The sequence below is a fragment of the Bacillus sp. FSL R5-0659 genome (genome assembly GCF_038008785.1).
Lineage (GTDB): Bacteria > Bacillota > Bacilli > Bacillales > Bacillaceae > Bacillus > Bacillus safensis.
In genome coordinates this window covers 2,757,749-2,772,473 of sequence record NZ_JBBOZU010000001.1, presented here as the reverse complement: position 1 = coordinate 2,772,473, position 14,725 = coordinate 2,757,749, and the positions used below count along the sequence as shown (strand labels likewise).

Annotated in this window: 14 protein-coding genes; 3 read left to right on the top strand and 11 right to left on the bottom strand. The window is 41.5% G+C overall.

Annotated elements, in window-relative coordinates; all coding sequences use genetic code 11:
- Positions 1-49: 49 nt before the first annotated feature.
- The 6 genes from NSQ72_RS14345 to malK form a co-directional block, all read right to left on the bottom strand.
- Positions 50-1,009: an ABC transporter permease gene (locus NSQ72_RS14345; RefSeq protein ID WP_024423311.1), complete on the bottom strand. Its 960-nt coding sequence runs from the start codon at positions 1,007-1,009 to the stop codon at positions 50-52.
- Entirely contained in the window at positions 1,010-2,056 is a 1,047-nt protein-coding gene (locus NSQ72_RS14340; RefSeq protein WP_039181102.1) for an ABC transporter permease, read from the bottom strand. It lies immediately after the preceding gene.
- On the bottom strand, positions 2,049-3,584 hold the full coding sequence (locus tag NSQ72_RS14335) for an ABC transporter ATP-binding protein (RefSeq protein WP_039181099.1): 1,536 nt from the start codon (positions 3,582-3,584) through the stop codon (positions 2,049-2,051). Before NSQ72_RS14335 ends, NSQ72_RS14340 begins: the two co-directional genes overlap by 8 nt.
- A gap of 159 nt (positions 3,585-3,743) precedes the next feature.
- Positions 3,744-4,826: a BMP family lipoprotein gene (locus NSQ72_RS14330; RefSeq protein WP_039181096.1), complete on the bottom strand. Its 1,083-nt coding sequence runs from the start codon at positions 4,824-4,826 to the stop codon at positions 3,744-3,746.
- A gap of 392 nt (positions 4,827-5,218) precedes the next feature.
- Positions 5,219-5,926 (bottom strand): response regulator, encoded by a 708-nt coding sequence (locus tag NSQ72_RS14325; RefSeq protein WP_024423307.1) that lies wholly within the window; start codon positions 5,924-5,926, stop codon positions 5,219-5,221.
- Positions 5,919-7,517: a malate sensor histidine kinase MalK gene (gene malK / locus NSQ72_RS14320; protein WP_064498103.1), complete on the bottom strand. Its 1,599-nt coding sequence runs from the start codon at positions 7,515-7,517 to the stop codon at positions 5,919-5,921. Before malK ends, NSQ72_RS14325 begins: the two co-directional genes overlap by 8 nt.
- A 186-nt stretch (positions 7,518-7,703) precedes the next feature.
- On the opposite strand from malK, the gene NSQ72_RS14315 reads away from it, so the two are divergent.
- On the top strand, positions 7,704-8,261 hold the full coding sequence (locus NSQ72_RS14315; RefSeq protein WP_039181089.1) for a YufK family protein: 558 nt from the start codon (positions 7,704-7,706) through the stop codon (positions 8,259-8,261).
- A gap of 44 nt (positions 8,262-8,305) precedes the next feature.
- On the opposite strand, the gene NSQ72_RS14310 is transcribed toward NSQ72_RS14315, so the two are convergent.
- From NSQ72_RS14310 to NSQ72_RS14300, 3 genes are all read right to left on the bottom strand, one after another.
- Positions 8,306-8,716 (bottom strand): thiol-disulfide oxidoreductase DCC family protein, encoded by a 411-nt coding sequence (locus NSQ72_RS14310; protein ID WP_268474728.1) that lies wholly within the window; start codon positions 8,714-8,716, stop codon positions 8,306-8,308.
- Positions 8,717-8,734: 18 nt separating this feature from the next.
- Positions 8,735-10,636, bottom strand: a complete 1,902-nt coding sequence (locus tag NSQ72_RS14305; RefSeq protein WP_341084360.1) for a transglycosylase domain-containing protein — start codon at positions 10,634-10,636, stop codon at positions 8,735-8,737.
- A gap of 108 nt (positions 10,637-10,744) precedes the next feature.
- Positions 10,745-11,923: an MFS transporter gene (locus NSQ72_RS14300; protein WP_221885112.1), complete on the bottom strand. Its 1,179-nt coding sequence runs from the start codon at positions 11,921-11,923 to the stop codon at positions 10,745-10,747.
- Positions 11,924-12,140: 217 nt separating this feature from the next.
- Between NSQ72_RS14300 and kapD the strand changes: the two genes are divergently transcribed.
- Positions 12,141-12,758: a 3'-5' exonuclease KapD gene (kapD, locus tag NSQ72_RS14295; RefSeq protein WP_059375878.1), complete on the top strand. Its 618-nt coding sequence runs from the start codon at positions 12,141-12,143 to the stop codon at positions 12,756-12,758.
- On the opposite strand, the gene NSQ72_RS14290 is transcribed toward kapD, so the two are convergent.
- Entirely contained in the window at positions 12,755-13,147 is a 393-nt protein-coding gene (locus NSQ72_RS14290; protein ID WP_039181082.1) for a kinase-associated lipoprotein B, read from the bottom strand. The genes kapD and NSQ72_RS14290 overlap by 4 nt on opposite strands.
- 91 nt (positions 13,148-13,238) lie before the next feature.
- Between NSQ72_RS14290 and NSQ72_RS14285 the strand changes: the two genes are divergently transcribed.
- Entirely contained in the window at positions 13,239-13,415 is a 177-nt protein-coding gene (locus tag NSQ72_RS14285) for a hypothetical protein (protein WP_162860193.1), read from the top strand.
- Here NSQ72_RS14285 and NSQ72_RS14280 read toward each other — a convergent pair whose 3' ends face one another.
- A complete protein-coding gene (locus tag NSQ72_RS14280; protein WP_039181080.1) occupies positions 13,416-14,708 on the bottom strand; it encodes a sensor histidine kinase in 1,293 nt (430 codons plus the stop codon).
- Positions 14,709-14,725: the final 17 nt, after the last annotated feature.

The following is a 14,725-nucleotide window of genomic DNA, read 5'->3' as shown; positions in this document are numbered from 1 at the left end:
AATCCCCTGAAGATAGTTTGTCCTTCAGGGGATTGATCATACATCGTATTTATCGTTTTCCTTTTAAATAAGGTGTACCAAGTGCTTTCGGTGCATCGGCACGTCCGATGAAGCCAGTAAGTGCTAAAATGGTGAGCACATATGGTGCTATGAGCATATAAACATTCGGTATATCTTGGAACAGCGGCAGGAGAGAACCAATGATGCTTAAGCTTTGAGCAAATCCAAAGAATAAAGCAGCTCCCATTGCGCCGAATGGATGCCATTTACCGAATACAAGCGCAGCTAGTGCGATAAAGCCTTGTCCAGTAATGGTGGCATGGGAGAAATCAAGCGCGATCGTTGAGGCATAAACAGCCCCGCCCAGACCGCCAAACAGTCCACTAATGAAGACAGCGATATAACGCATCCGGTACACTTTGATTCCCATTGTATCAGCTGCCATTGGATGCTCTCCAACTGCACGAAGACGAAGACCAAATGGCATTTTAAATAAAACAAACCATGCAACCACCGCAAGGGCTAAAGCAAGTATGGACGTATAATAAACATCTTTAAAGAAAATATCACCAATGATCGGAATGTCACTTAAAAGGGGAATATCTCCTTTATAGAAAGGTTCTGTAATTTTATCAGTTTGTGCTTTTCCGTAAATCAGTTTTACGACAAACAATGTAGCGCCAAGTGCCAGCATGTTAATGGCCACACCACTGACCGTTTGATCAGCTCGGAAGGTAATGGTCGCAACTGCATGAATCAGTGAGAACAATCCGCCAACGGCCATTCCAACGAGAAGCCCAAGCCACGGGGTCAAGGCTCCAAACGTATCAGCAAAAAATAAGTTAAAGATAATACTGGAAAATGCTCCGACGACCATCAAACCTTCAAGACCGATATTGACAACACCTGATCTTTCTGAAAAGACGCCTCCAAGAGCGGTTAAAATAAGTGGTGCAGCATAAACAAGTGTAGCTGGGACGATGATTTCAAGTATTTGCAGAAATCCCACTTATTTTCCCCCCTTTTTCTTCATTTGTTGAATCACAAGACGAATAATATAGCTTGAGGCGACGAAAAGAATGATGATCGCAATGACAATATCAACAACCTCAGTCGGTACGCCTGATTCAAGCGGCATATTTAATGCACCGACCTTCAATCCACCAAGCAATAATGCAGCAAGGACAACACCAACAGCCGTATTTCCACCTAATAAAGCGACGGCAATTCCATCAAAACCTACGCCTGTAAACGAGCCTTTAATAGAGGCATATTCAAATGTACCAAGACCTTCCATAGCGCCTGCAAGACCTGCAAAAGCACCTGAAATGAGCATCGCATAAATGATATTGCGGCGAACGTTCATGCCAGCATACTGTGATGCCTGCTGATTCATTCCAACAGCCCGTAATTCAAACCCTTTAGAAGTTTTTTGAATAATGACCCACATCACGACCGCCGCAATAATGGCAACAAAAATACCGTTATGCATCCGGGAGAAATCAGTGATCTGCTCAAAAAATCCAGAGCGAAGAGAGGCAGTGGCATCGATTTTATCTGTTTTATCTTTATTATCTGTTAAGACATTTGAGATTAAATAGTTTGTGACATGAAGGGCAATGTAGTTCATCATGATGGTGACGATGACCTCATGCACATAAAAACGAGCTTTTAAAAATCCGGGAATAAAGCCCCATAAAGCACCTGCAGCAGCTGCGGTGATGAGTGCAAGCGGCAGATGAATATACATAGGTGCATGGACAGTTGTTCCAATCCATACAGCAGCTACCCAGCCAACAAGCATTTGACCTTCGACACCGATATTAAACAGGCCTGTCCGAAATGCAAAGGCAACAGCAAGACCTGATAAAATATAAGGTGTCACTTGCCTGATGGTTTCTCCCATATAATAGGTTTCACCGAAAACGCCATTCCAAAGGGCGCCATAGCCTTCGATGACACTATAACCGCTTGCCAGCATAATAATGGCCCCAACCAAAAGACCAAGTACAATGGCTATAAGCGGAATCAGCAGATTTGTTAAGCGATTAGACATTTGCTTCTTTCCCCACTTCCTGTTGCGTACTTCCAGCCATTAATAGGCCAAGCTCTTGCTCTGTTGTTTCTTTTGGATCAACTATGGCCACAATGCTGCCTTCGAAAATGACAGCGATCTTATCACTGACATTGATAATTTCATCAAGCTCAAAGGAGATGAGCAAAACAGCTTTGCCAGAGTCTCTTTGCTCAATGAGACGTTTATGAACAAATTCAATCGCACCAACATCAAGTCCTCGTGTCGGCTGAGCGGCAATTAATAAATCAGGATTGCGGTCCACTTCACGGCCGATAATGGCTTTTTGCTGGTTACCGCCTGACAGGGCGCGCGCTTCTGTATATTCACTCGGTGTTCTGACGTCATATTCCGCAATGATTCGTTTTGCCTTTTGATAAATATTCTTCATATTCAATAAGCCGAATTTTGAATAAGGACGCTGATAATACGTTTGTAAGGAAATGTTTTCTCCAATTGAAAAATCGAGTACAAGTCCATGTTTATGACGGTCCTGAGGAATATGTCCAATCCCAGATTCGGTCACTTTACGAGGCGGGAGATTTTGAATGGCTTTCCCGTTTAGCATGATCGTGCCAGATTCTGATTTTTTTAGACCAGTAATGGCTTCAATTAATTCAGACTGGCCATTGCCGTCTACTCCAGCAATTCCAACAATTTCGCCAGCCTTCACTGACAGGTTTAACTGTTTGACCGCTTCAATTCCTCTGGCGTCTTTTACTGTGAGGTCTTGAATTTGAAGAACTTCCTCAGCAGGAGAAGCAGCTTTTTTGTCTGTTTTAAATGACACTTCACGACCAACCATGAGGCTTGCAAGTTCGTCTTTATTTGTGCTTTCCACATCAAGTGTACGAATGCCTTGACCTTTTCGGATAATGGTCACGCGATGACAGGCATCCATAATTTCTTTCAGCTTATGGGTGATTAAAATAATGGATTTGCCTTCATTAATTAAGTTTTTCATGATTTGTATGAGTTCTTTGATTTCTTGAGGTGTTAAAACGGCCGTTGGTTCGTCGAAGATCAAAATGTCAGCGCCGCGGTAAAGTGTTTTTAAGATTTCTGCACGTTGCTGCATACCGACAGAGATGTCAGATACTTTTGCGGCAGGATCTATTTTCAAACCATAGCGGTCAGAAAGTTCTTGTACTTGCTGTATGGCTTGCTCTTTGTCAATCTTTCCAAACTTCTTTGGCTCTTTACCTAAAATGATGTTTTCAGCGACAGTGAAGGTATCGACAAGCATAAAGTGCTGATGCACCATTCCGATGCCTAAATCACTAGCATCATTTGGACTAGAGATGGTCACGGGTTTTCCGTGTACCTTGATTTCACCTTTTTCAGGCTGGTACAGTCCGAAAAGCACGTTCATGAGCGTTGATTTTCCAGCGCCGTTTTCACCAAGCAGCGCATGAATTTCGCCCTTTTTTAGCTGCAGCGTAATGTTGTCGTTTGCTACAATGCCAGGGAATTCTTTGCGTATATTCAACATTTCAATGACATAATCCACAGGTTTAACCGCTCCTTTTTTAGGGTGCTGATGAAGATAAAAACTAGCAAAAGAAAAGCTGCAAAACGAGGCTGCAGCTTTTCTTTTACCACCTTTTACGAATAAAGAGGAGGTAAAGGAGAGGCAAGGGGATAAGGCGCGCTTATCCCGATGCTCAAATTAAGCTTTAAAATCTTTTAATTCATCACGTGTTGCAGGGATTTTGATTTCGCCCTTGATGATTTTTTGTTTCCATTCTTCCACTTTCTTTAATACATCTTTATCAAGGTTTTCCTTAGATGGAGAGATGTCAAGAGCGCCTTCTTTCAGACCGTATGTGATCACTTCGCCGCCAGGGAACTTACCATCTTTTGCTTTTGTTGTTAAGTCTTGTACCGCTGTGTCTACTTTCTTAACCATAGAAGTAAGAGTGACACTTTGTTTTGTTCCAGGTACTTTTCCTTCGTCATACTGGTCTTTATCTACACCGATGACCCAAACTTTACGGTTAGGATCTGCTTTTTTCAGGTTTTTCGCTTCTGTGAAGACACCAGTTCCAGTGCCGCCAGCAGCATGATAGATGATGTCTACGCCAGATTTGTACATGCTTTCAGCTGTTGCTTTACCGATGTCAGCCTTATCGAATGCACCAGCATATTTCACTTCAACTTTTGCTTTTGGGTTCGCTGCTTCAACACCAGCGCGGAAACCGACTTCGAATTTTCTGACTAATTCAGAATCAACGCCGCCGACAAAACCAATTTTGTTTGATTTTGTTGTAAGAGCAGCCGCAACACCCACAAGGAATGATCCTTCGTTTTCGTTAAACACGATGCTGGCTACGTTGTCTTTCTTCACGACTGCATCAACGATAGCAAAGTGGTTTTTCTTACGTTGATCCGCAATTTCAGAAATAGCATCTTCCATTAAGAAACCAATTCCGTAAATCAGATCGAATTTCTCACGAGCAAGTGTGTTTAAGTTTGTTGTATAGTCAGCATCTGATTTAGATTGTAAGTAATCAAAGCCGTTTTTACCTTTTTTTAGATTGTTGTCTTTCCCAAATGCTTGTAAACCTTCCCAAGCTGATTGGTTAAACGATTTGTCATCGACACCACCGACATCAGTTACCATTGCAACAGTGAATTGATCTTTATCTTTTTTGCTTTCACCGCTGTTTGAGCCAGAGTTGCCGCATGCTCCAAGGATGGTTCCTGCTGCTACGACTAAGGACAATGCTAGTCCAATTTTGCGCTTCTTCAAAACATAACCCCCTATAAAATTTAAAAGTTTCAGAAAAGTCTCGCGAAAAAAGACCGATCTATCTTCTTCTCACCCTAAAGAGGGTATTTTATCCTGCTTTCTCATGAAACTTATGGAGGGCAGGAGAGAAGATGTAAGACATCAGACTTATATCTCGTTGAACTAATCAATCATAATTTATCATTTCCCATCGAATAAATAAATAGAAATTTGTTTTATTTTTAAAAAAATGTTAAATGGCTTTATTTGATGTCTTTTTATCTGCCGAAATATGATATAATGCCGCTTTTGTGATGTGCTCTATTACAGTAGAACCACTGATATCAAGGGGTTTGTTACATCGTATGCCATAAAAAAACATCTGGCCTTTCGTGAAGGTCAGATGTAACAGTTTAAAGATATTGCTGAATCAAATTCATATTGCTCGTGTTCAGTTTATATTGGAAAACAGGACGTCCAATTGTCCCATAAGCCATTTCAACATCCACCACTTCGATGTCCTCAAGGAATTTCAAATATTTTCTAATGGAGACTTGAGAGATTTCTGTATGATTGGCTAGGTCTTCGGTCGTGAAAGCCTGCTGTCCAAATGATTGAATGCTTGTCCAGATGAGTTTGAGTGTGCTTTTGGTCAGGCCTTTTGGCAGGAGGACTTTTTCCGCCTCTGCTTTTTTATGAAAAAGCTTCGCATCTAAATCATTTTGCGAAATGCTGTTCATGGATTGATACAGGGCGTGTTTCCGTTTATACTCTGCCAGTGCTGATTGGAATCGTTCGAACTCAAAAGGTTTGATTAAATAATCAACCGCTCCGTTTCGCATCGTTTGCTGAACAACGTCCACTTCATTTGCAGCCGAAATGACAATGACATCAACGGCATGATTTTGCTGGCGAATTTCTGTTAGTAATGCCAGCCCATTTTGACCTGGCATATAAATATCGAGCAGTACGAGGTGAATGACTTCTGTTTTTAACACTTCAAGCGCCTGCTGAAAAGAGGTGGCAATCCCCTTTAACTCAAAGCCATCGATTTGGGTCAGGTAGCGTTTGTTCAGCTCCCCAACCATTGGATCATCTTCTACTATTAACACATTAATCATGTGAATCCTCCTTTTGTTTATACGGAATGCGGAGACTAAAGGTCGTTCCTTCTCCTTTTTCACTCGTGACAATCATATGTCCATTCAATTTCTTGATGCTTTGGTCAACGAAGTAGAGTCCGAAACCTCGGTCTTCTCCTTTAGTTGAAAAGCCTTGATCAAACATGATGTCTTGTTCTTCTTTTGTGAGACCAACACCTGTGTCCGTGATTTCAATGTGAAGCTGCTCTTGAACGTATCTGAAGGAGATCGAGATGTTTTTCGTCTCAGTATGTGAAACCGCATCGAGTGCATTATTTAACAGGTTGCCAATCACGGTAATGAGGTCATGCGTCACTGCCGGGTCCTCTGTATTTGGCACTTGTGTGCTGCAAATAACCTCCAAGGAAGCGCCTTGTTCCCTGATATAGCTTTGTTTTCCTAGTAAAAATCCTGCTAAAACAGAGTTTTTCACATGGTTGATGATTTCATTTGTTTCCGTTTGCTGATAAATGGCAATATCTTTGATGTAGGTGCCAAGGTCATCGTAGTTTTTGAGCTGGACCAAACCTAAAATGACATGAAGCTTGTTCATAAATTCATGTGACTGGGCACGGAGGGCATTCGCATACATTTTGACCCCGCTAAGCTGCTCAGCCAGGTGTTTGACTTCTGTTTTGTCACGGAAGGTGGCGATGGCCCCGACAATCTCATCATTTACTGTAATTGGTACTTCATTAAAAACGAGCTCCAGTCCATTCATTCTCACGTCACGATCAAGCAGTGGCTTGCGTGTTTCAATGACCTGTTTTAAGCCGCTTGAAGGGAGGAGAGTTTGAACATCTTGTTCTCTAGGATCAACCATAATGCCCATATTATGAAAGAGTCGTTTTGCCTCTGCATTGGCCAGCTTGATTTTACCGTGCTGATCGACGGCAAGAATCCCTTCTTTTGTTGATTCTAGCATGGCACTTCGTTCTTTTAGCAATGTGGCAATCTCATCCGGCTCAAGTCCAAACATAATCTTCTTCACTTTTCTTGCCACAATGAGTGCCCCGATGATGCCAGATAGGAGGCTGAGTGATGTGACGAAGTAGAGTGGAAGTAAGCTTTGATGAATAATCAAGTCAATTTCCTTTAACGTAATCCCTACGGCTACAGCCCCGAGCTGCTTACCATTTTGATCATAAACAGGAACAAAAGCACGCATGGATCTGCCGAGTGTTCCAGAAGCCGTACTAATATGTTCTTTTCCCTGTAATGCTGCTTTTTCATCACCGCCGGCAAACCGTTTCCCAATCTTCTGCGGATTCGGGTGTGTTTTGCGGATACCTTTCATATCCATGACGACAACGAATTCGGTTTTGGTGATTTGCTGAACATTTGTTGTATATTTTCGTAATGCTGAATATGAATGATCTTCTAATGATTGTGCTGTGATCGGTGCCTCTGCGACCATTTTGGCAGTAGAGAGAGCAATGTCACGCTCCTGTTGATGAATGTTCTTGGCTGTTTCCGACCATATCGTAAAGAATGTGATACAAAGGGAGATCAGGACAACGATACACACAAAGATCGTTAGCCGTGTTTGCAGTCTTAAAGTTTTTTTCACGAGTATACCCCTAACGCGCGATTTTTTTCGTAACAGTAATACTTTAACGGGAAAATGTAAGTTTGTGAAGGAATGTACGTGCAAAATCATAAATTTGCTTTTGCTGTCAGTTTACTTTGAAAGCATCTTGTCAATCCGTTTTAAGTGAGCCATAATAAATGTGAGCTTATGAGAAAGGAACTATTTATGAAAAATACATATTTGACTGGATATTTTCCGCTGATTTCAATCTTACTATTCAGCTCTGCTTTTTCGATTTTTACAGTAGGTATCACAACTGATTTCTTGACTCAAGCAGGTATTTTAAAAGGAATGCTGGAATTTTTCTCAGAACAGGGCATCCGTCTTGCTCTTTTTGCCGCTTTTGCACTTGTTTATTTTATGATATTATCTGCCTTAAAACTGATTGCAGATACGGTATTAGAGCTGGCGTTACTCTTTTTCGCTAAGGACCCTGAAGGGGAGAACTTAAAGAAAATTCGGATTGCATCCGTTGTTTATTTATTTGCCAGCTTGCTTGCATTTCTGTTGACGCAGCAGCTCATTCTGCTAGTCGGACTTTTTGCATTAGCAAGTCTTGTCTATTTTATCTGGGTTGTGGTTCGCATTTATCAATCGCTTAATATGCTGAATTTGATTGGATTTATGATGTTTATTCTGCTGTTTTGGGCGACGTTTTTGATCGGTATTTTGTACTTATTTATTAAGCTTTATAACAGTGTGATGGCAAGTCTGCCTTCGTAAGCAGACAAAGAAAGCATCCTCCTATCATTGGAGGATGCTTTTTTTTATGAAAGAAACCGCTTTTGAATATCGGGTGTAGGCATCATACAAGATGTTTTTTGACCAAACCATTTGTAGCGATTTTTTGCAATCAGCTCATAAAACCAATCACGGATTGGGCGAGGTATGGCAAGGAGTAAAAAGCTCCATCTGTAGATCCCTTTTAAATGCCGCGCGGCTTTTAAGATGCCTGTTGACTTCGTATAAAGGGTTCCTTTTTCAATATAAATGAATGAATTGAACTCTTCTAAAGGCAAACCGTTTTCCTTTAAAATACGTTGTCCTGTATCTGATTGTAATGAAGCGAACATCATCCGTTCTTTCGGATCGCGCTTAATCACAAATTGAACAGCGCCGCTGCACACGTTGCAGACACCGTCAAATAAAATTAAATGGGATGGATGTGTTGAATGCATCGCAATCAAACCTCCTGTTTATCTGGCGTATTGCATCGTATTTTTCCAAATACGTAAGTGCGGGCTTGAACGATAAATCGATTCAACCGTTCCTCTATCTCTTCCGACCCAGACACCCATTGTGTACTGATCTGTCAGTCCCACAAACCAAATATCTTTATAGTCATTGGAAGTTCCTGTTTTACCACCGATGTAAGGGGCATTGAAATTCGCTTTTTTCCCTGTTCCACTTTTTACAACGGAGGAAAGCAGCTTACGCATCGTTTCATTTGTCCGCTGAGAATATACTTGCTTTGGCGACTCTTTCCACTTGTAAAGGGTCTTGCCGTTTAAGTCTGTCACTTTTGTGATCGAATGACTTTGTGTGTAGGCTCCTTGGTTGCCAAAAACGGTGTACGCATCTGTTATTTCTAGCGGTGAGAAGCCTTTCGTAAATCCGCCAAGTGCAGAAGGAAGGCGGTAATCATCTGCTACGATATGCTCGAATGAGAACTTCTCTAAATAGCTGAAGCCTTTTTTGACACCTACTGTATCCAGCATTCGGATCGCAGGGGTATTGTAAGAATTTTTAAAGGCTGTTTCAAGTGTGACTGTTCCATACGTTTTATGATTATAGTTCTGCGGGCAGTATCCGCTGCTGCAAAACTTGCCGGCACTGATGGTGCTTGAAGCCGTTGCACCGGTTTGATCAATATAAGGCGCATAGTCTAAAAGCGGCTTAATCGCAGAACCAGGCTGTCTTTGCGCTTGATAAGCGTAGTTGAAATCAAATTTCTTATAGTTTTTCCCGCCAGCAAGTGCAACAATTTGATGCGTTTCATGATTAATGACGGCTGATCCGCCTTCGACCCCTTGGTAAGGCAATTGAGCATTGAGCTGATAGACAGCTCTTTGCTGTAAGGAAGGGTCAAGCGCCGTATAAATCTTCACGCCATCCTGGAGCAGAGCACTGACCTTTTCAGATAATTCTTTTTGAATCGCCTTTTTTGCTTCAGCCGTTTTGGCCTTCTTCAATCGTTTTGTAAAGCCCTCCTGATCAGACACAAGATCGGTAAACTCTTCATTGGCATATGTCACATAGTCAGGGTAAAGGTTTTTCTTTTCACTTAAGGATAGGCTGATTTTTTCTTTAATGGCTTTTTTGTATTGCTTTTTGGTGATGACGCCATCTTTCTTCAAAATACCAAGCAGCCGTTCTTGGCGTTTCTTTGTGTGCTTGAACTGTTTTAATGGGTCATACAGTGTTGGGTTGTTTGGAATAGCAGAGATAAATGCCATTTGTGCGAGTGTTAAAGAACTAAGCGGCTTATCAAAATAGTAATTAGCCGCAGAACCGACACCGTAAACACCATTACTGAAATAAATCGTATTTAAATAGCTTTCGAGAATTTCATCTTTCGAGAATTTCCGCTCAAGTTCATAGGAATAGAGCAGCTCTGTAAACTTTCGGCTGAACGAACGTTCATGGCTTAAATATAAGTTGCGGGACAGCTGCTGTGTGATCGTACTCGCTCCTTGGCTGATGCCATGGTTTTTGACGTTTGCAGCAAGGGCACGAACCACACCCATAAAGTCAATTCCTTTATGGTCATAAAAGTTGCGGTCCTCAGAACGAAGGAACAGCTCCTTCACAGGTTCAGGAATTTTATCGTATTTCACAAACACTCGGTTCTCATCGTTTGAGACGATCTCGGAGATAAGAGAACCATCCCGGTCATACATATAACTGTTTTGGGAAAAATCTATCTTTTCCAGCTTGATTTTTTGATCAAGCACTTCGTTAACAGGCTTTACACTTGCAGCTTCTTCCTTTGATAGATAAAAAGTCAGAGCAAATAATGGGATGAGGGCAGCAAGTAATAACCAACCAATGATTGCACGAAACATGAGGTCACTCACTTTCTTCAATTTTCTAGCCATATCGTACCATTCTTTTGCGAATACGAGAAGGTTATTTTTAGAAAAGAATGGGCGTGAAGTCTAGTGAATAAGGCTTTTCCGCAAGAAAAAAAGAGTGTCTGAAGATGATCAGACACTCCTTTCCTTTGTCTTCGCATGCGAGCGGACCGCCCATAAAAATAACGCGCCAAACAGAAAAATGCCGGCAGTGACATAAAAGACAGCTGGAATCCCGTAATGACTCGCCACAATGCCGCCGATTACCGGACCGACGACATTCCCGAGAAAGCGGAAGCTGACATTGTATCCGAGCACTTCCCCTTGCATAGAAGCAGGTGCTTTGATCCGAATATACGCCGTCGTACACGGAATAATGCCGCCAAGTGCCATGCCGTATAGGAAACGGAAAATGACTAACATCACGTACGAATCCGCCATCGCTTGCGGGATGAATAAAATAGAGGAGAGGATGAGAAGGGCAAGCAGCACCTTGTCATGACCAATTCGATCTCCGAGATCTCCCCATTTTCGAGTAAACAGCAAATTGCCAAGTCCAGTTGCAGAAAATGCAAGCCCCGCATAAAAAGCGAGATTGACAGGACCATGTAAATCATGAATGTATAAAGCCAAAAGCGGCTGAATGCTAAAGTTCCCTACTTGTGTAATAAACGTTAAAAGCATCGTGACTATAAGTAAAGGCTGTTTGAAAATGTGAAAGAGTACATCCTTCCGTGAGTAAGAAACACGCTTTGCTTCTTTTGACCGGATCGGCTGTTCCTTCACTCCGAAGATAATCACAATAGCTGACACATAAATGACAGCCGCTGTGAGGAAAAACGTATAAATAAATCCGACGCTGTCTGCCATGAATCCACCCATTAATGGGCCAAACAATCCTCCGGCGACATTACTCATCTGCATCGTTCCAAGGGTTTTACCGGCTGTTGCCTTTTCGGTCTGTGCAGAAATCAGTGCCATGGAAGTCGAGATAAAGCCTGTGACAAGCCCCATGAAGAGCCTTAATGCGAATAGCTGATACACGGTGTGCACAAGCCCCATTAATAGAATGCTTGTGGCGATGCCAATACCGTTAATTAATAATATCTTTTTATAGCCATGCCTGTCGCCAATCCGCCCCCAAATCGGAGAGATCAGGAAGGCCGTTAAAAACGTGACCCCAAAGACATAGCCGCTCCATCTTTGAACAAATTCATTTGAATAGCTGCTATCAAGAGATTCTATGTAAAGTGATAAAAAAGGGACGATCATTGTAATGCTCGCAGATACAAAAAAGTTCACAAACCACATGATGTACAAGTTTTTCTTCCTGTTTGTGATAGAGACCACCTTCTTTATTTATTTCGTGTTCCTTAATAATTATAAAGGAAAATAAACGATCTTTCATCAGATGAATAGGTTGGGCGTAGTGAATCTGCATTATTTTCACGAAAATGAAGTGATTTCAAGGTCCACCTTAATATAATGGTATGAGAATGAAAACTGACGAAAAAGTGAGGTGAAACTGGTGGAACAGAAGACGGTGCTTGTGGTCGATTTTGAATTTACGATGCCTGATGGAAAATATCATCCACAAAACTTTTTTCCTGAAATTATTGAAGCTGGGGTAGTGAAAGCAGCAGATGAAACGATCATAGACACATTCTCCAGCTACGTCAAACCGAAAAAGTTCCCAAAGCTGACGAAGCGCTGTAAATCATTCCTCGGAATTACGCAGGAGGATGTAGAGAGCGGGATTTCATTTGAGGTGTTTATCGAGAAGCTCGTGACTCTTGATGGGGGAGAGAATTGTGAGATTATTACGTGGGGCAACATGGACATGAAGGTATTGAAGCAAAATTGTATGCTTAATCATATTAGCTTTCCTTTTAAGGGGAAGTTGAGGGATCTTGCCTTTGAATATAAAACCTTTTTTGGTGACCGCACACTGACAGGGCTTCGAAAAGCGGCAAAGGAATACGGCAGCGAAGGAGCTGGTAAGCATCATAAAGCACTCGATGATGCCATGACGACTTATCAGCTGTTAACCCTTTTTGAAAAAGACAGAGCCTATGTGGAAAATCCGCAAACGACCAAAATTGGTGAGCTGATCGATTTCTCGCATTTTTTTGATTCGGCTGATTAGCGGACGTCTTCTGGAAAATAATCTTTCTCAAGAGAAGATAGGCACGCTCTTGATTTTTCAGCCCATTTGGAATCATCCGCATGGAGTGCTTGTTTCAATTTATCTACAGCTTCTTTCAGTGACTCTTCATAATCAGGTATATCGCCATCATAAGGTTTCACCATATGATGAGGGATATTGGTCTGTTCTCTATAGGCCAAAGCCCGCCTCTCCTGGAAAAAAGGCACGTCTGCTTCTTTCGGATGATGCAGGTCGCCTTGAGTGGGATGTGTCAGAACGGCTTTTACTTGAACGAGATAGGTCGATGGTTTCACTGCTGTCACTTCCCCAACGTATACACCTGTTTTATAAAAACCTTTCACAACTTGTCCAATTTGAATGTCTGTCATGTGAAATTCCTCCATTTCCTTCTCATAGGAAGGTATTTCATTTCTTTTAGCCAATATAGTGAAGTAAACGAGCAAAAGGGGGAATGGCGAGATGTCATTCATCGTACTTTTTCTACTATATTTTCCTGAAGATAAAAGGGAGTACATCCCGGCGGCAATCACCACGGTGATTTTCTTTATTGCTGCGTTTATTTGTTTTCGTCTCATCGTGCGTGCGTCTAAAAAGCAGGAGCGGATAGATGAAAAAAGAACAAAAAAAATGGATTAATCATTTTCTTCTTGTATCTTCAGGAAATTTTACGGTGACGGTTGTTCCAGACTGCAGCGAGCTTTTGAAACGAATGGTACCATGGTGATTTTCAATAATTGAAAAAGTCACTGTCAGCCCAAGCCCAGTCCCTTTGTTTTTCAAGGTGTAATACGGTTCGCCAAGCTTTTTCATTTGGCTTTCTGTCATACCTACACCGTTATCAACGAAATAAAGGCAGATTTTATGATTTTCTTTCGAAGCAAAAAGTTCAACCTTTCCTTCATGTTCGGGAGCTGCTTCTATCGCATTTTTGATTAAATTAATCATGACTTGCTTGATCTTCGTTACGTCACCTTGAATGTATAAGTCAGGTTCAATGGATTGATGAATCGTGACCGATTTAAAATTCGCATAGGATGTCATCAGTGATGCACATTCCTCAAGTAATTTAGATAGATTGAGTGATTCAATTTGATAATAGTTTTGTTTTGCGATGTCAAGATAACTCGTGATAATGTCCTGCGCCCGGTCTAATTCGGATAGAACAAGATTTTTATAATCTTTATTGGCAGGCGGCTCTTTCGTATGATCACTCGAAAAGAGCAATTGAATAAACCCTCTCACAACTGTCAGCGGATTGCGTACTTCATGGGCGACACTTGCAGCAAGTTCACTTACAATGGTCAGTTTTTCTGACTGGACAAGCTGTGTTCTCATTTCCGCATTTTCTTTAACGAATTCAATACAATAGATACTGAGCACAAGAAAGAATATGTAGTAAAGAGTTGAGAAAAATAACTCAAGGAGCTTTTGCTGCATAATAAAAGCTGGGCTGTATTCCAGTAAGCTGACCGCAAGCAGTCCAATGTAAATAAAGAATCCTTTGGATAAACCGATAAGCACTCCATAAAAAAGCTTATTTGGCTTCGAATATTGATGCCATTTTCGGTAGAACAGGAATGGGATGAAAAAGTAAATTGGGACAACAATGAGTCCAATCCATAAGAAAGAGCCATACATCACGAATTTGACAATGATGCTTATCAAGATGGCAACGCTCCCCGCCATGTATCCTCCGTATAAAATAGCAAGTACAAGGGGAATAGATTGAAGCCCAGTCTGCAAATCTAAAATCGAACCAACTGGATACATAATACATAGTGCTGAAGAGATGGATGCGAATACTGTGATGAGCAGTTTATTCGTTTTTGGGAAATGAGCAGGGGTCCGGCTTAACCATAGCGCATGATATAAAAAAATTGGAAATAGAATAAAAGATACATGGAGCAGAAAATCCTTGAACATTTCCATTTAAATGCTCTCCTCGT

Bases quoted from the DNA above. Each gene is read 5' to 3' on its own strand.
- NSQ72_RS14325 (WP_024423307.1), bottom strand. From the start codon at position 5,926: ATGATTAATGTGTTAATAGTAGAAGATGATCCAATGGTTGGGGAGCTG.
- NSQ72_RS14340 (WP_039181102.1), bottom strand. From the start codon at position 2,056: ATGTCTAATCGCTTAACAAATCTGCTGATTCCGCTTATAGCCATTGTA.
- NSQ72_RS14300 (WP_221885112.1), bottom strand. From the start codon at position 11,923: ATGTGGTTTGTGAACTTTTTTGTATCTGCGAGCATTACAATGATCGTC.
- NSQ72_RS14290 (WP_039181082.1), bottom strand. From the start codon at position 13,147: ATGACAGACATTCAAATTGGACAAGTTGTGAAAGGTTTTTATAAAACA.
- NSQ72_RS14285 (WP_162860193.1), top strand. From the start codon at position 13,239: ATGTCATTCATCGTACTTTTTCTACTATATTTTCCTGAAGATAAAAGG.
- NSQ72_RS14310 (WP_268474728.1), bottom strand. From the start codon at position 8,716: ATGCATTCAACACATCCATCCCATTTAATTTTATTTGACGGTGTCTGC.
- NSQ72_RS14315 (WP_039181089.1), top strand. From the start codon at position 7,704: ATGAAAAATACATATTTGACTGGATATTTTCCGCTGATTTCAATCTTA.
- NSQ72_RS14305 (WP_341084360.1), bottom strand. From the start codon at position 10,636: ATGGCTAGAAAATTGAAGAAAGTGAGTGACCTCATGTTTCGTGCAATC.
- NSQ72_RS14280 (WP_039181080.1), bottom strand. From the start codon at position 14,708: ATGGAAATGTTCAAGGATTTTCTGCTCCATGTATCTTTTATTCTATTT.